A 23,258-nucleotide genomic window follows, 5' to 3' on the forward strand; every position below is an offset into this window, starting at 1 on the left:
AGGAATGTCGTAGACAAGCGCGACCGAGGCGGTTTTTGATCGCACCAACGAATCCGTATTCTGATCGGCATTTCACCGGAGGCCCCAATGATTCAGGTTCTGTCCAGCGCGTGGGCGTTGTTGCTGGGAATGGGGCTGTTGATGGTCGGCAACGGCCTGCAGGGCACTATCCTGGGTGTGCGTGGTGAAATCGAAGGGTTCTCGACGCTTGAGATGTCCTTTGTGATGTCTGCCTATTTCGTCGGTTTTCTGGGCGGATCACGTTTGGCGCCCGAGATGATCCGCCGCGTTGGCCATGTGCGCGTCTTTGCGGCGCTGGCTTCGTTCATCTCGGCTGTCATGATCATGTATCCGATGCTGACCGACCCGATAGCCTGGGTCCTCGGTCGTGTTGTGATTGGGTTCTGTTTCTCGGGCGTGTACGTGACCGCAGAAAGCTGGCTGAATAACGCAGCCAGCAATGAAAACCGCGGCCAGGCTCTATCGCTTTACATGATCGTTCAGATGACCGGCATCATCAGCGCGCAGGGCTTGGTTCTGCTCGGGGACCCGGCTGGCTATCAGACCTTTGTTATAGCCTCAATTTTGGTTTCGATCTCATTCGCGCCGATTTTGCTGTCCATCTCGCCAACCCCTGCATTCGATTCAACCAAGCCGATGACTTTGCGCGAGTTGCTGGATAAATCGCCCTTGGCTTGCGTTGGTATGTTCTTTCTGGGCGGTGTGTTCTCGGCTCAGTTCGGCATGTCGGCGGTTTACGGCGCCCGGGCCGGGTTGTCGCTGTTCGAGATTTCGACCTTTGTGGCCGCGTTTTATATCGGAGCGGTTGTCTTTCAATATCCGCTGGGTTGGTTCTCGGACCGAATGGACCGCCGCCTGCTGATCACGCTGGTCTCGGTCGCAGGTGGCGTTGGTGCCGTGGTCGGGATGATCTATGGCGTGACCTATCCTGTTCTATTGGGATCAGCTTTTGTCATCGGAGGTCTGTCGAACCCGCTTTATTCATTGCTGATTGCGCATGCGAACGACTTTCTTGATCACGAGGATATGGCTGCAGCTTCAGGCGGATTGGTGTTCATCAACGGCTTGGGCGCCATTGCGGGTCCACTGATCACGGGTTGGTTAATGGGCGATGAGGTCTTTGGCCCGCAGGGCTTTTTCCTGTTCCTCGCCGCATTGTTGTTCATGACTGCGATTTATGCGCTGTATCGGACCACGCAGCGTCCGACGGTTCCTGTTGACGAGACCGGTACGATGTCGCCGCTTTACCCCACAGCCTCGCCTGTGGCGTTTGAGGTGGCGCAGGAAGTTGCTATCGAGGCGGCCGAAGCCGAGCAGGATGCGCAGGAAACGGCTTAAGACACGAAAATATGTCGATATTGTTGCAATATTTTACTGTAACAAATCTGTAAAATGGCAATAAATGACGTTACGTCCCTGGGGAGGGCACAAGACGGAGTTTAGGGCAATGGTAGGGCCTGAAGACGTACTGAGTTTTTGGTTGGATGAAGTTGGTCCAGACGGTTGGTATCTGCAGGATGATGCCTTGGACGCAAAAATCCGTGATCGTTTTCTGAAAACTTGGGAAGCATCGACCGAAGGCAAGTTCTCGCTTTGGTTGACATATCCCAGCGGTGCCTTGGCATACATCATTATGACCGACCAATTTCCACGCAACATGTTCCGGGGCAGTGCGCGGGCATTCTCAACTGACCGGGCTGCGCTGGCCGCAGCTAAATGTGCGGTCGACAAAGGCTGGGACCTTAAGATCGATGAACCGGCGCGGCAGTTCTTCTATCTGCCGATGATGCATTCAGAAAACCTGTGCGATCAGGAACGCTGTGTTCGGTTGATTTGCCAAAACCTCAGCAGCGAGCCTAGCAACCTGCTACATGCACGCGCCCACCGTGAGGTGATCCGCAAATTCGGCCGGTTCCCCTACCGGAATGAGGCTTTGTCACGCCATTCCACCGAACATGAAATGGCGTATGTCAGCATGGGCGGCTATGGCTCGACAGTGCGGGAATTACAGGCTGGGGGTTAAACCTCGGGCACGCATCCGCGAATGGCCAGAACCTTCTCGGCGATCACATCGCCAGCGGTGGTGATGGCCGTCTCCACCAACACATCAGGTTCTTCTGCCAGGTCGGAGAACCGGGTCTGAGCAGATTTCAAACTGTCTTCAATCGCGTCCAAACGTTTCAACGTCGTGGAAATACGCTGCACGGTGGCCGTATCCAAAGCGCTACCATCGGTTGGCAGCGCTGCCAGTTCGCTGCGCAGGGCGGTCAGCTCTCCGCGAATGCCCTTGGCTTCGTCGCGCAGGGGGGCAACGACTTGAATGACATCCGTAAAATTAGCCGAGATACTCTCCACACTCGACGCTAGTTTCCAGCCAAGTAATAGGCAAAGGGCCACCAGGATCAGGGTGGCATTGAGCAGCGCAAGCAAAAGATCTTTCAATGTTTTGGCCATGGTAAGCCTTTCGAATAAACTGGGGTTGAGACTATGAAATCGCCTAAGGCTCTTCTGTTCTAGCCTTTGGGCAGTCCCGGGTATAGGCTGAAAACAGCGCCTTTTCGCTGCTGGTTCCTCGCGTCGCTTTTGTCGCGGATGTGCTGTGTTGATGCGCTCTGAAAAGTAGTTTAATGGTAAACTAAATTTCGTTCGACCTGCGCCGAGAGGGACACATGGCTGCACAATCTTTTGATCTGATCGTTATCGGGGCTGGTCCGGGGGGCTATGTCGCTGCAATCCGCGCCGCGCAATTGGGGTTAAAAACCTGTGTGGTTGAACGAGAGCATCTGGGCGGGATCTGCCTGAATTGGGGCTGTATCCCAACCAAGGCACTGCTGCGCTCTTCCGAGGTGTTCCACCTGATGGAGCGCGCCAAGGATTTCGGCCTGAAGGCGGACAAGGTCGGATATGATCTGGACGCGGTCGTCAAACGCTCACGCGGTGTAGCAGGGCAGCTTTCGGGTGGCATCGGACACCTGCTGAAGAAGAACAAAGTGACCGTGGTGATGGGCGAGGCGACAATCCCGGCCAAAGGCAAGGTTTCGGTCAAAACAGACAAAGGCACCGAAGAACTGACCGCCAAGAATATCGTTCTGGCCACCGGCGCGCGGGCACGTGAATTGCCGGGGCTGGAAGCTGACGGCGATCTGGTTTGGACATATAAACACGCGCTGCAACCGCCGCGGATGCCGAAGAAGCTGCTCGTCATCGGCTCGGGTGCCATCGGGATCGAATTCGCCAGTTTCTATAACACGCTGGGCGCGGATACGACCGTTGTCGAAGTCATGGACCGCGTACTGCCCGTCGAAGACGCCGAGATCAGTGCGTTTGCCAAAAAGGCCTTTACCAAACAAGGCATGACCATCATGGAAAAGGCGATGGTCAAACAACTGGACCGCGCCAAAGGCAAGGTTACGGCACATATCGAGGTGAAGGGCAAAATCGAAAAACACGATTTCGATACCGTGATCTCCGCTGTCGGCATCGTCGGCAATGTCGAAAACCTGGGGCTTGAGGCTTTGGGCGTGAAAATCGACCGGACCCATGTAGTCACGGATGAATATTGCCGTACCGGCGTCGATGGGCTCTATGCCATTGGTGATATCGCAGGCGCCCCCTGGCTGGCGCATAAGGCAAGCCACGAAGGCGTTATGGTCGCGGACCTGATTGCCGGGAAACACGCGCACCCGGTCAAGCCCGAAAGCATCGCAGGATGTACGTATTGCCAACCGCAGGTCGCCTCGGTCGGGTACAGCGAAGCCAAGGCAAAGGAACTTGGCTATGACATCAAGGTCGGTCGCTTCCCCTTCATCGGCAATGGCAAGGCCATCGCGCTGGGCGAGCCTGAAGGTCTGATCAAAACCGTCTTTGACGCCAAGACCGGAGAGCTGTTGGGTGCGCACATGATTGGTGCGGAAGTGACAGAACTGATTCAGGGCTATGTGGTTGGCCGCCAGTTGGAGACCACCGAAGAGGACCTGATGAACACCGTCTTCCCGCATCCGACCCTGTCAGAGATGATGCACGAAGCCGTGCTGGATGCTTATGGGCGCGTAATCCACATGTAAGGGTAGGGGGCCCTGCCCCCGTCGCGGCAAGCCGCGACCCCCCCCGAGGTATTTTCAAACAGAAGAAGCAGGGCATCCGAACTTCTTCTGTTCCCAAATACCTCGGAGCGCGAGGCAGAGCCTCGCAAAAGACTTACTTATTCAAAGCGTCTAGAATGCGGGCCCAAGAACGGATGCCCTTGTGGAAGCTTTTGACGTCATACTTTTCGTTGGGCGAGTGGATGGCGTCATCGTCATTGGCGTAACCCACCAGCATGGAATCCAGCCCAAGCACGGTGTTGAAGTAACCGACAACGGGGATAGAGCCGCCCATGCCGGTAAACACCGCCTCGCGGCCCCATTCGTCAGATAGCGCACCGCGCGCTGCTTCGAATTCAGGTCGGTTCAGATTCATGACCGAGGCTGGCGATCCTTCTAGGTCGTTGTCCCATACGACTTTGGCATCTGGTGACAGGCGATCTTCCACATGTTTGCGGATTTTGTCACGCAGCGCGTCCGGGTCCATGTCGCCAACCAGGCGACAGGTTATCTTGCAATGCGCCTCGGATGGGATGACCGTTTTCGACCCTGCACCATTGTAGCCACCCCAGAGCCCGTTCACCTCGAGCGTTGGCCGGGCCCATTGCTGTTCAAGTGTGGAATAGCCCTTTTCCCCATGCGGCTGGCTGTAGCCGACCGAATTCAGATACTCGGCTTCGTCAAACCCGCAATTTTGCCATTGGCGCAACTGCTCGGCAGGCACTTCGTGGACGCCTTCGTAGAAGCCTTCCACGGCAACGCGGCCGGTTTCATCGTCGTAGAATGAATCCACAATTTTCGAAAGCTCACGCAGAGGGTTCAGGCCTGGGCCGCCATAGTGGCCTGAATGCAAGTCGATGCGCGGCCCGACGATGGTGAACTCATCCTTGAGCATACCGCGCAACTGCGAAGCAATCGACGGTACCCCCCGCGATACCATCGACGTATCGCAGACCAGCGCCAGATCGGCCTGCAATTCCTCTTTGTTGGCCTCCAGAAACGGCACCAGAGAGGGCGAGCCGGATTCCTCTTCACCCTCGAAGAAAAACGTGATGCGGCAAGGCAGGGTGCCGTGAACCGCTTTCCAGGCGCGGCAGGCCTCTACAAATGTCATCAACTGGCCCTTGTCGTCCGAGGACCCGCGCCCGCGAATGACCTGCCCATGCTCGGTATCCTCGATTGCCGGATCAAACGGATCACGATTCCACAGGTTCAGCGGATCGACAGGCTGCACATCGTAGTGGCCATAGAACAAAACATGAGGCCCGTCTTGGCCTTCGCCCACATGGCCCACAACCATCGGATGGCCCGGTGTTTCGCGTTTTTTGGCCTGAATACCAATGCTTTGCAAATCCCCGACCAACCAATCGGCAGCCTGATCAACCTGTTCCTTGTAGGCAGGATCGGTTGAGATCGACGGGATGCGCAGCAGCTCCATCAAACGGTCGATCGCGCTTTTCAGGTCATCGTCAATCCGACTGAGGACAGGGTCTAAAGACATGAAGGATTCCTTTGTGGTAGACTGTGTTGGCCGAAACCTATCAGCGTTATCGCTAAGGTCCAGTCGGCGGAGTTAGTAAACTGAGTATTGTATTGGAACTTATTTAAAACATCGACTTTCGCCTGCGTCGTTTCCTCGCGCCAGATATCCGCAACTTTACTTGTCGGGGCGGGAACAAGGCTGTATTTGATGCAAATCAAAGTTGGGTTTACCCGTTGGCGATAGGCCGGATGACAGGTGAATGCATACGCGTCTTAAACAGTGAAAGCTGTGACGCTGGAAAGAATAGCCCGGTTCCCAGACCGTTTGCCGGGCGGCCAAGGAGGGTCCTTTGGACTATACTGCTCAGCTCGATACAGCGATTGCCAGGCTGCATGACGAAGGACGTTACCGGACTTTCATCGACATCGAACGTCGCAAGGGACACTTCCCCCATGCGGTGCGGACGCGTCCCGATGGGTCAACGCAGGATATCACTGTGTGGTGTGGCAATGACTATCTCGGCATGGGGCAGAATGCGGTGGTTTTGGATGCGATGCACGAAGCCGTCGATGCTGCTGGCGCAGGTTCAGGTGGCACCCGCAATATCTCGGGCACCACGGTGTATCACAAGCGGCTTGAGGCCGAGCTTGCCGATTTGCATGGCAAAGAAGCGGCTCTGCTGTTCACCAGTGCCTATATTGCGAATGACGCAACGCTCAGCACTTTGCCAAAGCTTTTCCCGGGCCTCATTATCTATTCCGACGCGCTGAACCATGCCTCGATGATCGAAGGCGTACGCCGCAACGGTGGGTCTAAGCGCATTTTCCGCCACAATGATGTGGAACATTTGCGTGAGCTGTTGGAAGCCGACGATCCCAAGGCACCCAAACTGATCGCGTTTGAATCGGTCTATTCCATGGATGGAGATTTTGGACCCATCGAACAGATTTGCGATCTGGCCGATGAATTTGGCGCGCTCACTTACATTGATGAGGTGCATGCGGTTGGCATGTATGGCCCACGTGGCGGTGGCGTTACCGAGCGGGATCGTCTGGCTCATCGCATCGACATCATCAACGGCACACTGGCCAAGGCCTATGGCGTGATGGGCGGCTATATCGCCGCTAGCGAAAAGATGTGTGACGCGGTACGCTCTTATGCGCCGGGCTTCATCTTTACCACGTCACTACCGCCAGCAGTTGCCGCGGGGGCCGCTGCCTCGGTGGCCTATCTGAAAACGGCGCCCGAGCTGCGCGAGCAGCATCAGACCCAGGCCAAGATTCTCAAACTGCGTCTGAAGGGGATGGGGCTGCCGCTGATTGATCATGGCAGCCATATTGTGCCCGTGATCGTGGGCAACCCGGTCCATACGAAAATTCTGAGCGACCGGTTGCTGGATGACTATGGCATTTATGTGCAACCGATCAACTTCCCGACCGTTCCGCGCGGAACTGAGCGTTTGCGGTTTACGCCGTCTCCGGTGCATGGACCGGGCGAAATGAACCGCTTGGTTCAGGCGATGGACGAACTTTGGTCACATTGTGCGCTAAATCGCGCCGAACTTGCCGGATAACCTTACGCTAAAGTGTGCAACTTATTTGCCACGTGTTAAGCTTACGCTAACAAAAGAAGCGGACGAATCGTCTATGGGGGACGATTCGGCGTTAGCGCAAAACGCGTGACAGGCAGAATGGGGCGGCAGGCATGATTGGGCGCAGATCACAGCGCGAATCTGAAGAAGGCGTGGAGTTCAGACCAAAGGGTTTTGACGACTACGAAGTGCGTCTGGGCGACCAGATGCGCGGTGAGCGCGCCACCATGGGCAAGTCGCTTCTAGATGTGCAGCGAGAGCTGCGGATCAAGGCCAATTACATCGCTGCTATCGAAAACGCCGATCCTGACGCGTTTGATACACCCGGCTTCATCGCCGGGTATGTGCGTTCCTACGCTCGCTATCTTGGCATGAACCCGGATGAGACTTTTGCCAGCTTCTGCGAAGAAAGCGGTTTTGAAGTCGCGCATGGGATGTCGGCTGAGGCCTCAGTTGTACGCAAGCCTTCTGGTGATGTGCTGTCGCGCGGTCCGATGGGACGCGACCCGTTCATTTCGCCAAACACCCCTTATATTCCGGGCAAGGAATCTCTGGTCAGCCAGATTGAACCGCGCGCGATTGGCTCGTCTTTGGTGCTGTTGGCTGTGATTGCCGGCATCGGCTATGGCGGCTGGTCTGTTTTGAACAAGATTCAACAGGTCCAGGTCAGCCCGGTTGAACAGGCACCGGTCGTTCTGTCAGATCTGGATCCTCTGGATGCGGCCCGGACCAATACAGCCGAGATTGAAACGGCGGCGGCCAACACCGAAGCGCTGGACCGTTTGTATCGCCCACAGGCTTTGGATGTCCCTGTTCTGGTTGCGCGCGATGCGCCTATATCAACGCTCGACCCGCGTGATGTGGGAACCTTCCGTCCACCGGAGTTGCCTGAAGTTGTTGTGGCAGACATTCATACCGTTGAACGCCCAAGCTTGCCGCAGGTTGTTGAACAGATCGACACAACTCTGAAAATCGTGGCGGTTGATCCAGCTTGGATGCGCGTCACCGCCGCCGATGGCAGCGTGATCTTCGAAGGCACGCTGGGCACAGTCGAACAGGGAAACGTGTTCGAGGTTCCATTGACTGAAGAACCGCCGCAGCTGCGGGCAGGGGCGTCTGGTTCGGTCTATTTCTCGATGAACGGTCAGCATTTTGGCCCGGCAGGTGCCCCTGGCACCGTCGCCAAGGGGGTCGTTCTGTCCAAGGATGCCGTGTCAGAAGCCTATGCCGTGGCCGATCTTGAGGCGGAACAGAACAGCGCCCTTAAGCAGTTGGTCGCTGAGCTGCAGACAGACGTGGCAGAACAGCCCTCTGAGTGATCTAGGCATTGCGGTACCCCTGTTGGCGGACTATCTAGAGACGCAACTCAGGCAGATGCGGACGGGTCCCTATGTCCCTCAATCATGTACGCCCTTGGCGGAACATCTATCGTCGTAAGTCTCGTCAGATCATGGTGGGGAACGTACCGGTCGGTGGCGATGCCCCTATTGCAGTTCAAACAATGACCAACACGTTGACCACGGATGTGGCGGCGACGGTGGCGCAGGTTCAGGCGGCGGCTGAGGCAGGGGCGGATATTGTGCGCGTGTCGGTGCCGGATGAGGCATCGTCAAAAGCTCTGAAAGAGATCGTGCGCGAAAGCCCGGTGCCGATCGTGGCCGACATCCACTTTCACTACCGTCGCGGGATCGAGGCAGCAGAGGCAGGTGCCGCCTGCCTGCGCATCAACCCGGGCAATATCGGTAGTGAAGAGCGCGTAAAAGAGGTGATCCAGGCCGCGCGCGACCACGAGTGCTCCATCCGGATCGGCGTGAATGCGGGTAGTCTGGAAAAGCACCTGCTTGAGAAATATGCCGAACCCTGCCCCGAGGCGATGGTCGAAAGCGGGTTGGAGCATATCCGTATTCTGCAAGACAATGACTTTCACAATTTCAAGATCAGTGTGAAGGCCAGCGACGTGTTCCTGTCGGCGGCGGCTTATCAGGGCATTGCCGAGGCCACCGACGCGCCGATCCATCTGGGCATCACCGAGGCCGGAGGGCTGGTCAGCGGCACCATCAAATCCGCCATTGGTCTGGGCAACCTGCTATGGATGGGGATCGGCGACACGATCCGCGTCAGCCTGTCAGCTGATCCGGTGGAAGAGGTCAAGGTGGGCTACGAGATCCTGAAATCTCTGGGCCTGCGCCATCGCGGCGTGAACATCATCTCGTGCCCGTCTTGTGCGCGTCAGGGCTTTGACGTGATCAAGACGGTTGAGGCGCTGGAACAGCGGCTGGAACATATCAAGACACCGATGTCCCTGTCGATCATCGGTTGCGTGGTCAACGGCCCGGGTGAGGCGCTGATGACCGATGTGGGCTTTACCGGCGGTGGGGCCGGGTCCGGCATGGTGTATCTGGCTGGTAAGGCCAGCCACAAGATGTCGAACGACCAGATGATCGATCACATCGTGGAAGAGGTCGAAAAGAAAGCGGCGGAACTGGACGCCGCGGCTGAGGCAGCGGAGTAATACCACACTAAACCTACTTGGGGAGGCTCGGCATGTATCTCAAGGCAATCGAACAAGGCGGTGTCGCCGTTGTCACCGGAGCTGCCAGCGGCGTAGGTCGCGTGGCGGCGAACCGGTTTGCACAGGCGGGACTGAGCGTTGTTCTTGCCGATCTTGACGGTATTGCTTTGGAAGAAGCAATTGAAGAGGTTCGGGCTCAAGCAAAAGGCGGTGCTGAAGTCTTTGGCGTTCCTACCGATGTCACTAAACAGGAAGATATCCATGCGTTGGCAGACAAGGCATTCACAGCAGGGCCTGTCGCCGCTCTTATGAACAATGCTGGGATCAGCCTGCCGACCAATACTTGGTCTGAATGGGAGAATTGGCAAAAAATACTAGACGTCAATTTGCTCGGTGTTCTCCGCGGCGTTCAAGCGTTTGTACCACGCATGATAAAGGCAGATCGCCCTGCTGTGGTGATCAATACAGGTTCCAAACAGGGCATCACTACACCGCCTGGTAATCCGGGTTACAACGTCAGCAAAGCAGCGGTGCGCGTACTCAGTGAACAATTGGCCCATGAACTGCGGCAGGCGGAGGCTCCAATCTCGGTTCACCTGTTCGTTCCCGGCTTCACCTACACTGGTATGACTGCTTCGTTCTTTCCCGAGAAGCCTGCAGCTGCTTGGACGAGCGAACAGACAGTTGACCATTTCGTTGATCGCATGTCGAAGGGTGAGTTCTATATTCTTTGTCCTGACAATGACGTGGATAGCACGCGCGACAACCGACGGATCGAGTGGAATGCAGTTGATCTGATAGAAAATCGGCCTCCGCTTTCTCGCTGGCATCCGGACTATGAAGCGAAGTTTGCCATTTTTGAGAAGACCGGCAAATAGACCAAAAAAGGCCGCAAATGCGGCCTTTTTCGTGTCTGATGATCACGCCCGAGGTTTAGCCCCGATCCGCGCGTACCCCGTCCGCAATCTGCTGCATCTGATCCGCAGGCAGGAAGCCGCGCAGCATCTCGGTGCCCAGAACAAAAGACGGTGTGCCCGAGATCTGCATCCGTTGCGCCAGCGCGCGAGTGCGGGTAATCTCATCGGTGACCTGCTCGCTTTCCATCGCGGCGATGATGGCGTCGCTGTCAAGGCCCAGACCGTCCGAGATGCGGCGCAGGGTGACTTCGCTGGGTTCTCCGGTGAACTCCAGCAGGGCGTCATGCACCTGCTTATACGCATCATCCCCGGCCACATGTTTGGTGGCCACTGCAAAGCGCGACGATAGTACCGAGGCATCGCCAAGGATCGGGAATTCCTTGATCACCAAACGGATGTTTCCGTCGGCTTCCAGCAATTGCGCGACCTCAGGCACCGCGCGGCGGCAATAGCCACAGCGATAGTCCATGAATTCGACTAGGGTGATATCGCCATCCGGGTTGCCGCCGACCCAGCTGTAGCCGTCATCGAACAGCTCATCCACGTTTGCGGCGACCAGATCCTTGTCTGCGGCGGCTTCGGCCGCGGCGTTGCGCTGTTCCAGAATATTGATCGCTTCCAGAATAACCTCGGGGTTTTCCAGAAGGTATTCGCGCACCTGCGCACCAAATTCGGCGCGTTCCGCATCGCTCATGGCGTTCAGGTCCAGTGCTTGTACTGGGCCTGCAATCAGGGAAAGCCCCAGAAGGGCGGGGGCTGCATGTCTGAGGATCATTTCCGTTTCCTTTTTGAGTTCTTCTTTGCGCGTTCCGACGCAATCAACACATCCTGTGCCCTTTGCCAACCCGGAGATCCTTCGGGCAATTGCCCGACTGCGCGCCTTGCGTGGATCCCTGCATCTGCCAGCCGGCCTTGTAGGGCATATCGTTCAGCGGTGACGGCCGAGGCCATCCCATTGTTGCCGACCTGTGCGTAGGCCAGTCCCAAATCCCGCATCAGGCGGGCATTGCGAAAATCGCGGGCGCGTGCCTTCTCAAGCACGTGCAGGGCGTCTTTGGTTTTGCCTTGCGCCAAAAGGGCACGCCCATAGCCTGCCAGGATCAACGAGTCATTCGGTGCCATTTCAACCGCTTGACCATATGCTTGAACTGCCTCAGCCAGTTGTCTGTTTTCCAACAGGATTTGACCTTTGAGCTCATAGTAGAACGGATCGTCCGGGCGGATGGCCAGCGCCTCGTCAATCGCGGCGCGCGCACTGGCCAGATTGCGGTTTTGGTGGTGGGCCGAGGCTTCTCGCATCATGCGGATGTCGCGATCGGTCTCTTCTTTGGCGCGGCGCAGGGTCCAGGACGGGGTGCGCAAAAAGGCCGACAGCTTGCCTTTGACACGCGCAAACCAGTAGTCGGCATTTGCGTTAGGCTGGGCCCTGTCGCCGAATTCCTCCAGAAACGCTTCGGCGGCGCGCAGGCGTTCGCGGCTGGTCGGATGCGACCGCATATAGGGGTCCTGATTTACCGTGCTCAGCAGTTCTTGCCCAGCGAATTTGCGGTGAAGCGTGACCATCCCGCTGGGAGAGATACCGGCCCATCGCAAGTAGCTGGCTGCGCTGCGGTCGGCGGAGGCCTCTTCGGCCCGCGTATGCCCCAGAAAGCTACGCAGCGCAGAGCCCTGTACACCCGCGGCAATCCCGGCGGCGGCTTCTCCGCCGCCCGCCGCAGCTGCAATCAGCGCCAATGCGGTGCCAAGGCCTGCATTGCGGTTCGCCGCACGCAGATTCTCTGAACGCCGCGCCAGATGCCCGTTGGCGATATGCGCGGCTTCGTGTGCGATCACCGCCTGCAGCATTTCGGGGCTGTCGACGCCCAGGATCAGGCCATAGTTCAAGTAGATCGCGTTATAGTCGATCACAAAGGCGTTAAACGTGCTGTCATTGACCACCAGGATTCGAACCCGGTTGGTGTTCAGCCCGGCTGCGCGGAGCACGGGAAAGGCCAGTTCTCGCAGGCCGTATTCGATATCGGGGTCGCGGATCAGGCTTTGCGCATGGCTCTGCACCGCCGCCGTCAGCCACAGGACAGCCGCCAGTATCAGGGCCGGGATTGACGCCAGCCGGGATACGCGTTCAAAAGCCATGGCTGCAACATGGGAGATGGGCATGAGAAACTCAACCCGATCCGGGGTCGATCCTTTTATTGTGATGGACGTGATGGAAGCCGCGCGTCGGGCGGAAGAGGCCGGACGTCACATCATTCATATGGAAGTCGGCCAGCCCGGAACCGGCGCTCCGAAAGGCGCGACCGAGGCTTTGGCTCACGCGATGCAGCAGGGCCCGTTGGGCTATACGGTGGCTTTGGGCCTGCCCGCGCTGCGCCAGCGCATCGCGCAGATGTATGGCGATTGGTACAATGTCGATCTGAACCCTGAACGGGTGGTGATTACGCCTGGGTCGTCGGGCGGGTTTCTGCTGGCTTTCACGGCGCTGTTCGACAGCGGCGATCGTGTGGGTATCGGTGCGCCGGGCTATCCGTCTTACCGACAGATTCTGAAAGCGCTGGGCTTGGTTCCCGTTGATCTGCCAACCGCGCCCGAGAACCGATTGCAGCCTGTGCCATCCGATTTCGCAGGGCTGGACCTGCAGGGTCTGATGGTGGCTTCACCCGCCAATCCGACCGGTACCATGTTGAATCGCGCAGCCATGGGCGCGCTGATCGATGCAGCGCGCGGGCAGGGCGCGTCCTTCATCAGCGATGAAATCTACCACGGGCTGGAATATGAGGCCAAAGCCGTCACCGCATTGGAACTGACGGATGAATGCTATGTGATCAACTCATTTTCCAAGTATTTCTCGATGACCGGCTGGCGGGTTGGTTGGATGGTGGTGCCCGAAGATCAGGTGCGCGTGGTCGAACGCATTGCCCAGAACATGTTCATCTGCGCGCCCCATGCCAGTCAGGTGGCAGCCTTGGCTGCGATGGAATGCGAGGATGAGCTGCAAGCCAATCTGGATGTCTATCGCCAGAACCGCGCGTTGATGCTGGACGGGCTGCCCAGGGCTGGCTTCACCAATATCGCCCCGCCTGATGGGGCGTTTTACGTCTATGCCGATGTCTCGGATCTGACCGATGACAGTCGCGCCTTTGCGGCCGAGATTCTGGATAAAGCGGGCGTTGCAGTCACGCCGGGGCTGGATTTCGACCCAGTGCGTGGGCACACGACCCTGCGGTTCTCTTACGCGCGCGCCACTGCTGATATCCAAGAGGGACTGGCGCGACTACAGGCATTCATGTCCGAACGCGGCGCGTTGGTGCGACAGGGCTGACCCGTTCACAAAAGCTGCGGATTGGTATAGGCTGCCCGCCAAACGATCTCGGGATAACTTGAGGCCATGAGCAGGATTTTCTATTGCATCGCGCTGATCTGGGCGCTGTCTTGTGCTGCTGTCGCGCAGGATTTCAGCGCCCTTGCACGCATTCAGCCAGATCAAAGCCGCATTGTCGACACGGGACGCACCGGTGTGCAGGTCGATCTTGGCCTTAGCCAGGGGGTGCCGTACCGCATCTTCACCCTGCGCGATCCCTACCGGATGGTGATGGATTTCCAAGAGGTCGACTGGAGTGGCCTGAACAGTTCAGACTTCCTGCAATCCGAGCTGATCAGCGGCGTTCGGTTTGGCGCTTATGTTCCTGGCTGGTCTCGATTGGTGCTGGAACTTGGCGCACCGATGGCTGTGGACACCGCCGAGATGCAGATCAATCCGAATGCTGGCACGGCCTTGCTGACGCTAAACCTCAAGGGCGTTGATTTCGACGTGTTCAACGCCTCGGCAGGTGAGCCCAAGAATCCCGGTTGGGATCTTCCCGAGCCTTCGCTGACCGGTCAGGCGACTCCTCGCAAGTCCGATGGTCCCTTGCGCGTGATGCTGGACCCCGGTCATGGCGGTATCGATCCGGGGGCCGAGGTTGGGGGGATCACCGAGAAGAACATGATGCTGACCTTTGCGCGCGAACTACGGGAAATGCTTTTGCGTTCAGGCGGGTATGAGGTGGTGATGACCCGCGTTGACGATCAGTTTGTTTCGCTGGAACGTCGCATCGCGCTGGCCCATCGGGCGGGCGCAGATGTGTTCATCTCGCTGCATGCGGATTCGCTGTCCGAGGGGCAGGCGCATGGCGCGGCGGTTTATACCCTGTCGGATGAGGCTTCGGACGTGGCCAGTGCAAAGCTGGCCGAACGTCACGATCGCGCGGATTTGCTGGCGGGCGTCGATCTTAAAGGTGCGGATGATGAGGTCACGGACGTCCTGCTGGATCTGGCTCGGCAAGAGACAGAGCCCCGCACAGACGCGCTGGCGCAGGCCTTGGTCAATGGTATGGCGCAGCAGGGCGGGCCGATGAATCGCAAGCCGTTGCGTACCGCGTCCTTTTCGGTGCTCAAGGCGGCGGACATACCGTCGGTTCTGGTTGAATTGGGGTTTCTGTCCAGCCCCCGAGACCTGGAAAACATCAAGAACCCCGATTGGCGCGCCAAGATGGCCTTTGGGATTTATCAGGGGCTTGAGGACTGGAACCAGCAGGATGTGATCAGGCGGTCCCTGATTGGACAGTGACCTGAGGCCGCAAAACGGCTAGAATACGCCTGTGGTTTTGACCCTTGGGCGGTGCGCCCCTATATAGGCGGCAGCGCGAGAAAAAGGCAGTAACGTGATCCGGTTTGTTCTTTCGATTTTCGGGGCGATTTTCAGCCTCGTGACTTTGGGTATCTTTATGGCGGCGCTGGTAATCGGTGCCGTGTTCTGGATGTATGGCCGCGATCTGCCCAGCCATGAATCGCTGGCCCAATACAAACCGCCAACGATCAGCCGCATCTATTCGGGCAAGGGTCAGCTGATCGACGAATTCGCACAGGAACGTCGTCTGTTCACCCCGTCCGAGGAAATCCCCGATCTGGTGAAACAGGCCTTTATCTCGGCCGAGGACAAGAATTTCTACAGCCATCAGGGCTATGACCCGCGTGGGATCATCGCAGCGGGCGTTGAGGCAATCCGGTCAAAGGGTGAAACCGTGCGCGGGGCCTCGACCATTACGCAGCAGGTGATGAAGAACTTCCTGTTGTCGGGCGACCGCCGGGCCGAGCGAAAGATCAAAGAGATCATTCTCGCCACCCGGCTTGAGGATACCTTGGACAAAGAACAAATCCTCGAACTCTATATGAACGAGATTTTCCTGGGTCAGAACTCTTATGGTGTAACCGCTGCCGCCCAGACCTACTTTAACAAGACCTTGCAGGAACTGGCCCCGCACGAAGCCGCGACATTGGCCTCGATGCCCAAGGCGCCATCCGATTATCACCCGGTTCGGCAAAAGGAACGCCTGCTTGCCCGCCGCAACTACGTGCTGCGTGAGATGAACCAGAACGGCTATATCGATCAGGCGACTTATGAGACCGAAGTCGAGATGCCGCTGCGGTCGGTGCAGAACGGCGATTTCGAAAGCTTTCGCACCGCGCTGCCACCGCGCGACTATTTCACCGATGAAATCCGCCGTCAGTTGAGCGAAGATTTTGGTGAGGGTGAATTCTTTACCGGTGGTTTCACCGTCCGTGCCTCGGTTGATGAGGAAATGCAGGTCGAGGCCGCCAAAGCCCTGCGCACCGCATTGCAGAAATATGACCTGTCTCGTGGCAAGTGGCGCGGAACCGGTGAGGTGATTGCCGAGGACGCGCTGGCGGATGAGGCACAATGGCGCGATGCGCTGTCTCTGATGGAAATCCCGCGCGATGTGGTGCTGCCGACCCAATGGTATCCGGCTGTGGTGCTGGACGTGGCCGAGCAGCAATTGACCGTCGGGATCGAGGACGGACCATCCGATGGCATCATCCCGCGTTCTGACATCAAGTGGATGCAGGGCAATTTCTTCGACAATTTCAAACGCGGTGACGTGATCCTTGTGATGGCCGGGGAAGAGGGGCAGTGGTCCGCCCGTCAGGTGCCAGAAGTGCAGGGCGGCTTTGTTGCGATGGACGTGAATTCAGGCCGCGTTCTGGCGATGCAGGGTGGGTTCTCGTATCAGGACACAGTGTTCAACCGCGCGACGCAGGCGCAGCGCCAGCCGGGATCAAGCTTCAAACCGTTCGTCTATGCCGCCGCATTGGACAGCGGCTATAGCCCAGCAACCATCGTTGTGGACGCGCCGATTGAGGTGAACACGCCGCAGGGTCTGTGGCGGCCCAAGAACTCGTCCAACAAGTTCTATGGCCCGACGCCGCTGCGCACCGGGATCGAACAATCCCGAAATCTGATGACCATCCGTTTGGCGCAAGAGGTGACGATGCCCGTCGTTGCCGGTTACGCCGAGCGTTTCGGCGTCTATGACCGCATGGGCGCTTTCCTTGCCAGCTCGCTGGGGTCCGAAGAGACGACGCTCTACAAGATGGTTGCGGCTTACGCGATGTTCGCAAATGGCGGTGAACGGGTAGAGCCCACGCTGGTTGACCGCATTCAGGACCGGTTCGGCAAGACGATCTATCGCCATGATGATCGGCAATGTCTGGATTGTAACTCCAGCTGGCTGGAGCCGGATGAATCGCCCACGATTGAGACCAACCGCTCGCAGGTGATGGATGCGATTACGGCGTATCAGCTAACCTCGATGATGAAGGGCGTTGTGGACAGGGGCACCGCTTCGCGTTTCGTTAACCTGCCGGTGCCGACCGCGGGTAAGACCGGAACGACCAACGACTCGAAAGACGCCTGGTTCATCGGCTTTACCTCGAACATCGTGGCGGGCTGCTATATCGGCTATGACCGTCCGCGCCCGATGGGCCGGGGGGCCTATGGTGGCACCATGTGCGGCCCGGTGTTCCAGAGCTTCATGGAAAAAGCGGTTGAGAAATATGGCGGGGGCCCGTTCGACGTGCCGCCCGGTGGTCACTTTATCAAGATTGACCGGTTCAGCGGCGCGCGTCTGCCCGCAGAGGCGACTGGCGATTATGTCGTGGCTGAATACTTCCGCGATGGTGTCGATGGCTTTATCGACCGGATTTATGATGGCGGCTTTGCCATCGGATCAGATTTGCCGCTGTTCGAAGAGGTTCAGCGCGCAGGTGTACAGGTGCAAACTTCAACAGGTGAAACGGTCACCGTCGGCCCAAAAGCCTCGCAAGGCGATTTGAGCACGGGCGGTCTTTACTGATTTGCTGCGTTAAGCAGCAAGCGCAACAAATCGGCCTCTTTGTCTTGTGCAAGGGAGCCTTTTGCCCTCCAGTAGATCGACAACGCGCATTTGGCGGCGGCCCATTGGGCCAGGCGCTTTCGGTCAACGCCAAGAGTATCTGCGTAGAGCGAAAGACATTTGTTCATGTGATCCGGTTGGCGCACGAGCTCTGGCATACCCTTGGGATGCCGGATTGTGTTGGCCAATTCAAAGGCAAGATCGCCCAGATAGCCTTTGGCGTCGATGACACGTGGACCCGCGCTGCTGAGGATGACATTGTCGGGGTGCAGATCGCCGTGCAGCGGGGTCATCGCTGTCTGACTGTCCAATAGGCTTCGCGCCAACCCAATGGCCTGTTGCATATCCCGAACCAGATCGACGGGACAGGAGGGGGCGAATTGGCATTCGAAAAGGGGGTGGAACACCTGGGTCAGCGGGCGCAACCCCGAAATCTGAGGGGTGGGCTTGGCGTGCAGGCGCTTGGCGGTCTCTGCCAAAGTGACTAGGGCCTGACCATACTCTCCCCGCCGCGCGATGTCCCCAAGCGTGGGGCCTTCGAGCCATTCCATCAGGATCGCTGTTCCGGTCTCTTTGAGAATCCTGACGGCTCCCCGGTCTTGCCAGGCGCTCAGGATTTCGGTTCCCGCTGCTTCGTTGCCGCGATCCGGGCGGTGATAGAGTTTGAGCGCAGCCGCTGTATCATCAGGATCCAGAACCTTCCAAACACGGGCCGCGCCGGTTTCCGCAACCGGCGTGATCAAAGTCAGCTGCCATTGATCCAGAATCTCTTGTGGTGGGTTCTGCATTCCCGATGCGCCTGTCTTGTGGTGGCCTCCACCTCTTGCTATCACGCAGGCCTGATTGAGCAAGTTGGGACAACACCATGCGCGCCGAAACCCAAAATATCGTGGCGGAGATTGAAAAGTCGCTGGAGCTGCTGGCGCAGCGCATGGACTATGAAACCGCGCCTCACCGGCTTGAGGAGTTCAATGCGCGGGTCGAAGACCCCAACCTGTGGGACAGCCCTGAAAACGCGCAGAAACTGATGCGCGAGCGGCAGATGCTGGTCGACGCCATTGAGACATACGAATCCATCAAAACTGACCTTAGCGACAATATTGAGCTGATCGAACTTGGCGAGATGGAAGAGGATGACGAGGTTGTTCAGGACGCCGAAGAAGCCATCGCCAAGCTGGGCTCGAAGGCTGCCAAGAAAGAGCTTGAAGCGCTGTTGGATGGCGAGGCTGACGGCAACGACACTTTTCTTGAGATCAATTCAGGTGCGGGTGGCACGGAAAGCTGCGACTGGGCCTCGATGCTGGCGCGTATGTATGTGCGCTGGGCAGAGAAAAAGGGCTATACGGTCGAGCTGCAATCGGAGACGGCCGGTGAAGAGGCTGGGATTAAGTCTGCAGCATATAAAATCACCGGTCACAATGCTTACGGTTGGCTGAAATCTGAAAGCGGCGTGCACCGACTGGTGCGAATTTCTCCGTTCGATTCGGCGGCAAAACGGCATACGTCTTTCAGTTCGGTCTGGGTCTATCCGGTCGTGGATGACAATATCGAGATTGAGGTTAATCCGTCGGATATTCGGATCGATACTTACAGGTCGTCCGGTGCGGGTGGTCAGCACGTGAACACCACGGACTCGGCGGTACGGATCACGCATATTCCCACCGGGATTGTTGTGACCTCGTCCGAGAAATCCCAGCACCAGAACCGCGACATAGCCATGAAGGCGCTGAAATCGCGGCTCTATCAGCAAGAGCTGGATCGCCGGAACGCTGACATCAACGCCGCGCATGAGGCGAAAGGTGATGCGGGCTGGGGCAACCAGATCCGATCTTATGTGTTGCAGCCCTATCAGATGGTGAAAGACCTGCGGACAAACTATGAAACCTCGGACACCAAAGGGGTGCTGGACGGGGATCTGGATGGGTTCATGGCGGCGACGCTGGCGTTGAACGTGGCGGGCAAGAGCCGGTCCGAAGCGCAAGGCGAGTAAGTCGGCAGGGGGCTCTGCCCCCGCCGCGGCGGGCCGCGGCTCCCCCGGGATATTTTTTGGCCAGATGAAGTGGATACGGTGTGCGTGTCCGCGGGCCGAAAAGATGTATTGAAACAGTGGGTTTTAATGATCTGGTGGCGCGGCTAGGCTGGATGTGACATTCACGACCCCTGCCGTTGGAGCCTAAATGGACATCACAGAATATTCTGCGCAGATGCTGATCGCGGACTTATCGGAGCGGCGGGTGTCGGCGGAGGACGTGATGCGCGCAACGCTGGAGCGGATCGGGCAGGTCAACGGCGCGGTGAACGCCATCGTGGCGTTACGGGATGAAGAGGCGTTGTTGGCGGAGGCCCGTGCGATGGATGCCGGGCCAATACGCGGGGCACTACATGGGGTGCCCGTGGCGGTAAAGGATCTGGTGAATGTGGCGGGTGTTGCCTCATCGCAGGGATCACCGCTGTTTAACGGCTTCGTGCCCGAAACAGATGATCTGATCGCAGCGCGGATGCGGGCAGCAGGCGCGATCCTGATTGGCAAGACCAACACGCCCGAGTTTGGGTTGGGATCACATACGTTCAACCCGGTCTACGGGGCGACGCGCAATCCTTACAATGCCGCGCGAACCTGCGGTGGATCTTCGGGCGGTGCGGCGGTGGCCTTGGCGACCGGGATGCTGACGCTGGCCGATGGGTCGGACATGATGGGCAGTTTGCGCAATCCGGCAGCCTGGAATAACGTCTACGGGTTTCGGCCCAGTTGGGGCCTGGTGCCGTCGGACCCGGTTGGGGATAGCTTTCTGCACCAACTGTCAACCCTTGGACCAATGGCGCGCAGCCCCGAGGATATTGGCCTGTTGCTGGATGTGATCGCGGGGTCTGATCCGCGATTGCCCTTGAACGCGCCCCATAGGTCTGTGTCGCCGGTTGAGCCCCTGGATTTGACGGGGATGCGTATTGGCTGGCTGGCGGATTGGGGAGGCGCCTTTCCGATGGACGCGGGGGTCCTGGACCTTTGCGAAACGGCTTTGGGTGTGTTCGGGCAGTTGGGGGCCCATATCGAGCGTATACCGCCGCCTTTTGATGCGGAAGCCATGTGGGACAGTTGGATCACGTTGCGATCTTGGTCTGTTGCGTCGGGTCTGGAGCCGTTGTCCCAGAACCGCGATGCCCTAAAAGACAGCGCGCAGTGGGAGCTGGATCGGGGTCTGGCACTGTCGGCGTTGCAAGTGCATCAGGCGAGCGTGGTACGGTCCGATTGGTTCCGAAAGGCAGTCGAGGTTTTTGACCACTACGATGCCCTGATCCTGCCGGCGGCGCAGGTCTGGCCTTTTGATGTCAACCTGCCATATCCGACCGAAATCTCTGGGCGGGCCATGGATACGTATCACCGCTGGATGCATGTGACCGTGCCCGTCAGCCTGATCGGTCTGCCCTGCCTGGCGGTTCCAGCTGGTTTTGGGGCGCAAGGATTGCCGATGGGGCTGCAACTGTTCGGGCCGCGTGGGTCGGATGCCCGCCTGTTGTCCATTGGCGCGGCCTATCATGCGGCAACAGAGTGGCCCCAAAGGCGGCCCGCCTTGCAGTAACGCCTCATGGCGAGGAGGAGTTGAGATGGATAGACCCTTTGGTGTACCGAACCTGCGCCCGGTGAACCGCGTGATGATACGGCAGGCACTGCATCAGGCCTGGGCTGATCTGCGCCGCGCGCCGGTGTTCGGTCTGATCTTCGCGGGGGTTTATGTTCTGGCCGGTTGGGCCATGGCCTGGATCACCGTGCAAACTGGTACAAGTTTCTGGCTGGTTCTGGCCGCGATCGGCTTTCCGCTGATCGGGCCGTTTGCGGCTGTCGGCCTCTACGAGGTCTCTCGTCGGTTAGAACAGGGGGAACCCCTTGATATGCCTGCCGTGTTTGGCGTGGTGCTGCAGCAAAGCCGCCGCCAATTGCCCTCGATCTGCGCCATCATCGTTGTGGTGTTTTTGTTCTGGTTCTTTTTGGGCCACATGATATTTGCACTTTTCATGGGGCTCTCGACGATGACGAACATATCCAGTTCGTTGGAGGTTTTTCTGACCCCCAACGGGGTGATGATGTTGGCTGTCGGCACGGCTGTTGGTGCGGTTTTTGCAACGCTGCTTTATATGATTTCGGTTCTGTCGATCCCGATGCTGCTGGATCGAGAGCTGGATTTTGTCACCGCCATGATCGCCAGCTTTACATATGTCTCACAAAATAAAGTCGTGATGCTGGCTTGGGGGCTGTTTATCGCGGTTTTGACCTTTGTTGCGATGCTTCCCTGGTTTTTGGGCCTGTTGATCGTGCTGCCTTTGTTGGGTCATGCAAGTTGGCATTTGTACCGAGGAATTTGCAGTGACGACGCACCAGATTGATCGATCTGCCATAGGCGCCGTTTCGCGAGGGTTAGACTGATGGTCCACCGGTTTTTGCAGATCGTCGCGCGGCTTGGAACACGGTTTCAGCGTTCTGTTTGAGATGGCGCAGAACAACCGGCTGTGGCTGATGCGGTTCAGAGGGTTTGATAACCGTTCCGCGCCAAAATTCGGCATCCTGATTCAGCAAGTATATCTTACTGTTATGGCCACCGCGTTGTGAGGTCAGAATGTAGACATGATCGCCAGTGGTCGCTGCAATCCCTTGAATTTCGCGCGCTTGTGGTGATGTGCCGGGCATATGGGCTCGGGGGGTATAACCCCGTATCAAGGTGCATTGAGGTCGCCGTTTGGCGTAAAGCAAGGTCACTTGTGGTGCCGAGGGCTGGCTTTCGGCGACCGCATAGAAACCGGATGCAAAAGTCTTTGGTCCTCGAACTTCAGACCCGGACCCCAGAAACTGTGTCAGGATTGAACTCGCAGGATGTTCTGTCACAGCGGGAATTTCACCTAAGGGGCTTAGGACAATCCTTGCATCAACATCAAAAAACCGACAAATCCGATCCAAAACATCCGGGCGCGGGAAGCTCTCGCCTGCGAGGTAGCGATTGAACTGCGTCCGATTGATGCCGAGCTTCCGGCACAAGGCCGAGACAGATGGGTAGTCGCGCGCAAGGTGCCTTAGGTTCGAGCCGAACATAGCCCGAAGCTCAGCAGGGCTGCGAATGTCATCGGCCATGTTTTTCCCCGGCGCTTTATTGCTTCACGTGTTAAAAGTTCAGGCTTACGGATCACCGCAGGCACTGAGAAATCACAAAAATCACCAAAACAACGCATCCCCAAATCGCGTTGCGGGCCGAAGCTAACGCGCCGTAAGCCAAAAGCAATAGGCTTTATCTTAATTTGTTTGAGGTTTTTCTCAGGAGAAGGGGCGTTATGGTAAAAATAACGCACATAAAGCCACTCGATTGCCAGCATCTGTGGAAATCGACCAATTTCAGATCGACCCCGCCCGAAGTTTTCGGAGGCAGGGTCGGGGCTTA

The 23,258-nt window shown here is 57.8% G+C and carries 20 protein-coding genes; 13 read left to right on the forward strand and 7 right to left on the reverse strand.

Annotation, left to right across the window (positions count from 1 at the left end; genetic code table 11):
- Nucleotides 1–87 precede the first annotated feature (87 nt).
- Together ACR0JX_RS06690 and ACR0JX_RS06695 are read left to right on the forward strand one after the other, a co-directional pair.
- Nucleotides 88–1,359 (forward strand): MFS transporter, encoded by a 1,272-nt coding sequence (locus tag ACR0JX_RS06690; RefSeq protein WP_480542489.1) that lies wholly within the window; start codon nucleotides 88–90, stop codon nucleotides 1,357–1,359.
- A 109-nt stretch (nucleotides 1,360–1,468) separates the two neighbouring features.
- On the forward strand, nucleotides 1,469–2,044 hold the full coding sequence (locus ACR0JX_RS06695; protein ID WP_480542491.1) for a DUF924 family protein: 576 nt from the start codon (nucleotides 1,469–1,471) through the stop codon (nucleotides 2,042–2,044).
- Here the strand turns inward: ACR0JX_RS06695 and ACR0JX_RS06700 are convergent.
- On the reverse strand, nucleotides 2,041–2,475 hold the full coding sequence (locus tag ACR0JX_RS06700) for a hypothetical protein (RefSeq protein WP_480542493.1): 435 nt from the start codon (nucleotides 2,473–2,475) through the stop codon (nucleotides 2,041–2,043). The two genes, ACR0JX_RS06695 and ACR0JX_RS06700, sit on opposite strands and share 4 nt — an antisense overlap.
- Before the next feature lie 215 nt (nucleotides 2,476–2,690).
- Between ACR0JX_RS06700 and lpdA the strand changes: the two genes are divergently transcribed.
- Nucleotides 2,691–4,085 (forward strand): dihydrolipoyl dehydrogenase, encoded by a 1,395-nt coding sequence (gene lpdA, locus ACR0JX_RS06705; RefSeq protein ID WP_480542495.1) that lies wholly within the window; start codon nucleotides 2,691–2,693, stop codon nucleotides 4,083–4,085.
- 133 nt (nucleotides 4,086–4,218) lie between these two features.
- Here lpdA and ACR0JX_RS06710 read toward each other — a convergent pair whose 3' ends face one another.
- A complete protein-coding gene (locus tag ACR0JX_RS06710; protein WP_480542497.1) occupies nucleotides 4,219–5,604 on the reverse strand; it encodes a dipeptidase in 1,386 nt (461 codons plus the stop codon).
- A 331-nt stretch (nucleotides 5,605–5,935) separates the two neighbouring features.
- On the opposite strand from ACR0JX_RS06710, the gene hemA reads away from it, so the two are divergent.
- From hemA to ACR0JX_RS06730, 4 genes are all read left to right on the forward strand, one after another.
- Entirely contained in the window at nucleotides 5,936–7,159 is a 1,224-nt protein-coding gene (gene hemA, locus ACR0JX_RS06715) for a 5-aminolevulinate synthase (RefSeq protein WP_170531660.1), read from the forward strand.
- A 131-nt stretch (nucleotides 7,160–7,290) separates the two neighbouring features.
- Entirely contained in the window at nucleotides 7,291–8,496 is a 1,206-nt protein-coding gene (locus ACR0JX_RS06720; protein WP_480542499.1) for a helix-turn-helix domain-containing protein, read from the forward strand.
- Nucleotides 8,497–8,567: 71 nt separating this feature from the next.
- A complete protein-coding gene (gene ispG, locus ACR0JX_RS06725; RefSeq protein ID WP_480542501.1) occupies nucleotides 8,568–9,689 on the forward strand; it encodes a flavodoxin-dependent (E)-4-hydroxy-3-methylbut-2-enyl-diphosphate synthase in 1,122 nt (373 codons plus the stop codon).
- 32 nt (nucleotides 9,690–9,721) lie between these two features.
- The gene (locus ACR0JX_RS06730; RefSeq protein WP_480542503.1) at nucleotides 9,722–10,567 is read left to right on the forward strand and encodes an SDR family NAD(P)-dependent oxidoreductase; all 846 of its coding nucleotides are present in this window, start codon (nucleotides 9,722–9,724) and stop codon (nucleotides 10,565–10,567) included.
- Nucleotides 10,568–10,622: 55 nt separating this feature from the next.
- Here the strand turns inward: ACR0JX_RS06730 and ACR0JX_RS06735 are convergent, their stop codons facing one another.
- Both ACR0JX_RS06735 and ACR0JX_RS06740 read right to left on the reverse strand, forming a co-directional pair.
- Nucleotides 10,623–11,381, reverse strand: a complete 759-nt coding sequence (locus ACR0JX_RS06735) for a DsbA family protein (protein WP_480542505.1) — start codon at nucleotides 11,379–11,381, stop codon at nucleotides 10,623–10,625.
- Nucleotides 11,378–12,763, reverse strand: coding sequence for a M48 family metalloprotease (locus ACR0JX_RS06740; protein ID WP_480542507.1), 1,386 nt, complete (start codon nucleotides 12,761–12,763; stop codon nucleotides 11,378–11,380). The genes ACR0JX_RS06735 and ACR0JX_RS06740 overlap by 4 nt, the downstream gene beginning before the upstream one ends.
- Between ACR0JX_RS06740 and ACR0JX_RS06745 the strand changes: the two genes are divergently transcribed.
- The 3 genes from ACR0JX_RS06745 to ACR0JX_RS06755 all read left to right on the forward strand — a co-directional run bounded on the left by ACR0JX_RS06745 (nucleotide 12,762) and on the right by ACR0JX_RS06755 (nucleotide 17,796).
- On the forward strand, nucleotides 12,762–13,925 hold the full coding sequence (locus ACR0JX_RS06745; protein ID WP_480542509.1) for a pyridoxal phosphate-dependent aminotransferase: 1,164 nt from the start codon (nucleotides 12,762–12,764) through the stop codon (nucleotides 13,923–13,925). The two genes, ACR0JX_RS06740 and ACR0JX_RS06745, sit on opposite strands and share 2 nt — an antisense overlap.
- Nucleotides 13,926–13,991: 66 nt before the next feature.
- Nucleotides 13,992–15,212, forward strand: coding sequence for an N-acetylmuramoyl-L-alanine amidase (locus tag ACR0JX_RS06750; RefSeq protein ID WP_480542511.1), 1,221 nt, complete (start codon nucleotides 13,992–13,994; stop codon nucleotides 15,210–15,212).
- A 94-nt stretch (nucleotides 15,213–15,306) separates the two neighbouring features.
- Complete coding sequence (locus tag ACR0JX_RS06755; RefSeq protein ID WP_480542513.1) at nucleotides 15,307–17,796, forward strand: penicillin-binding protein 1A; 2,490 nt, start codon at nucleotides 15,307–15,309, stop codon at nucleotides 17,794–17,796.
- Here ACR0JX_RS06755 and ACR0JX_RS06760 read toward each other — a convergent pair.
- On the reverse strand, nucleotides 17,790–18,623 hold the full coding sequence (locus ACR0JX_RS06760; RefSeq protein WP_480542515.1) for an aminoglycoside phosphotransferase family protein: 834 nt from the start codon (nucleotides 18,621–18,623) through the stop codon (nucleotides 17,790–17,792). The two genes, ACR0JX_RS06755 and ACR0JX_RS06760, sit on opposite strands and share 7 nt — an antisense overlap.
- A gap of 77 nt (nucleotides 18,624–18,700) precedes the next feature.
- Between ACR0JX_RS06760 and prfB the strand changes: the two genes are divergently transcribed.
- The 3 genes from prfB to ACR0JX_RS06775 all read left to right on the forward strand — a co-directional run bounded on the left by prfB (nucleotide 18,701) and on the right by ACR0JX_RS06775 (nucleotide 22,215).
- Nucleotides 18,701–19,825 carry a peptide chain release factor 2 gene (gene prfB / locus ACR0JX_RS06765; protein WP_480542517.1) on the forward strand — a complete coding sequence of 375 codons (1,125 nt, stop codon included), beginning with the start codon at nucleotides 18,701–18,703 and terminating at the stop codon, nucleotides 19,823–19,825.
- Between the two features lie 187 nt (nucleotides 19,826–20,012).
- Entirely contained in the window at nucleotides 20,013–21,413 is a 1,401-nt protein-coding gene (locus ACR0JX_RS06770) for an amidase (protein ID WP_480542519.1), read from the forward strand.
- 25 nt (nucleotides 21,414–21,438) lie between these two features.
- A complete protein-coding gene (locus tag ACR0JX_RS06775) occupies nucleotides 21,439–22,215 on the forward strand; it encodes a DUF2189 domain-containing protein (protein WP_480542520.1) in 777 nt (258 codons plus the stop codon).
- A gap of 31 nt (nucleotides 22,216–22,246) precedes the next feature.
- Here ACR0JX_RS06775 and ACR0JX_RS06780 read toward each other — a convergent pair whose 3' ends face one another.
- Nucleotides 22,247–22,954: a helix-turn-helix domain-containing protein gene (locus tag ACR0JX_RS06780; protein ID WP_480542522.1), complete on the reverse strand. Its 708-nt coding sequence runs from the start codon at nucleotides 22,952–22,954 to the stop codon at nucleotides 22,247–22,249.
- The gene (locus ACR0JX_RS06785) at nucleotides 22,897–23,193 is read right to left on the reverse strand and encodes a hypothetical protein (protein ID WP_480542524.1); all 297 of its coding nucleotides are present in this window, start codon (nucleotides 23,191–23,193) and stop codon (nucleotides 22,897–22,899) included. Before ACR0JX_RS06785 ends, ACR0JX_RS06780 begins: the two co-directional genes overlap by 58 nt.
- Nucleotides 23,194–23,258: the final 65 nt, after the last annotated feature.

The sequence above is a fragment of the Ruegeria sp. AH7 genome, from assembly GCF_056541325.1.

Excerpts from the sequence above, each read along its gene's own strand:
- ACR0JX_RS06750 (WP_480542511.1), top strand. The coding sequence starts at position 13,992 with ATGAGCAGGATTTTCTATTGCATCGCGCTGATCTGGGCGCTGTCTTGT.
- ACR0JX_RS06745 (WP_480542509.1), top strand. The coding sequence starts at position 12,762 with ATGAGAAACTCAACCCGATCCGGGGTCGATCCTTTTATTGTGATGGAC.
- ACR0JX_RS06730 (WP_480542503.1), top strand. The coding sequence starts at position 9,722 with ATGTATCTCAAGGCAATCGAACAAGGCGGTGTCGCCGTTGTCACCGGA.
- ACR0JX_RS06695 (WP_480542491.1), top strand. The coding sequence starts at position 1,469 with ATGGTAGGGCCTGAAGACGTACTGAGTTTTTGGTTGGATGAAGTTGGT.
- ACR0JX_RS06770 (WP_480542519.1), top strand. The coding sequence starts at position 20,013 with ATGGACATCACAGAATATTCTGCGCAGATGCTGATCGCGGACTTATCG.
- ACR0JX_RS06700 (WP_480542493.1), bottom strand. The coding sequence starts at position 2,475 with ATGGCCAAAACATTGAAAGATCTTTTGCTTGCGCTGCTCAATGCCACC.
- ACR0JX_RS06710 (WP_480542497.1), bottom strand. The coding sequence starts at position 5,604 with ATGTCTTTAGACCCTGTCCTCAGTCGGATTGACGATGACCTGAAAAGC.
- ACR0JX_RS06785 (WP_480542524.1), bottom strand. The coding sequence starts at position 23,193 with ATGCTGGCAATCGAGTGGCTTTATGTGCGTTATTTTTACCATAACGCC.
- lpdA (WP_480542495.1), top strand. The coding sequence starts at position 2,691 with ATGGCTGCACAATCTTTTGATCTGATCGTTATCGGGGCTGGTCCGGGG.
- ACR0JX_RS06735 (WP_480542505.1), bottom strand. The coding sequence starts at position 11,381 with ATGATCCTCAGACATGCAGCCCCCGCCCTTCTGGGGCTTTCCCTGATT.
- ispG (WP_480542501.1), top strand. The coding sequence starts at position 8,568 with ATGTCCCTCAATCATGTACGCCCTTGGCGGAACATCTATCGTCGTAAG.
- ACR0JX_RS06760 (WP_480542515.1), bottom strand. The coding sequence starts at position 18,623 with ATGCAGAACCCACCACAAGAGATTCTGGATCAATGGCAGCTGACTTTG.
- ACR0JX_RS06775 (WP_480542520.1), top strand. The coding sequence starts at position 21,439 with ATGGATAGACCCTTTGGTGTACCGAACCTGCGCCCGGTGAACCGCGTG.
- prfB (WP_480542517.1), top strand. The coding sequence starts at position 18,701 with ATGCGCGCCGAAACCCAAAATATCGTGGCGGAGATTGAAAAGTCGCTG.
- ACR0JX_RS06690 (WP_480542489.1), top strand. The coding sequence starts at position 88 with ATGATTCAGGTTCTGTCCAGCGCGTGGGCGTTGTTGCTGGGAATGGGG.
- ACR0JX_RS06780 (WP_480542522.1), bottom strand. The coding sequence starts at position 22,954 with ATGGCCGATGACATTCGCAGCCCTGCTGAGCTTCGGGCTATGTTCGGC.
- ACR0JX_RS06740 (WP_480542507.1), bottom strand. The coding sequence starts at position 12,763 with ATGCCCATCTCCCATGTTGCAGCCATGGCTTTTGAACGCGTATCCCGG.
- ACR0JX_RS06720 (WP_480542499.1), top strand. The coding sequence starts at position 7,291 with ATGATTGGGCGCAGATCACAGCGCGAATCTGAAGAAGGCGTGGAGTTC.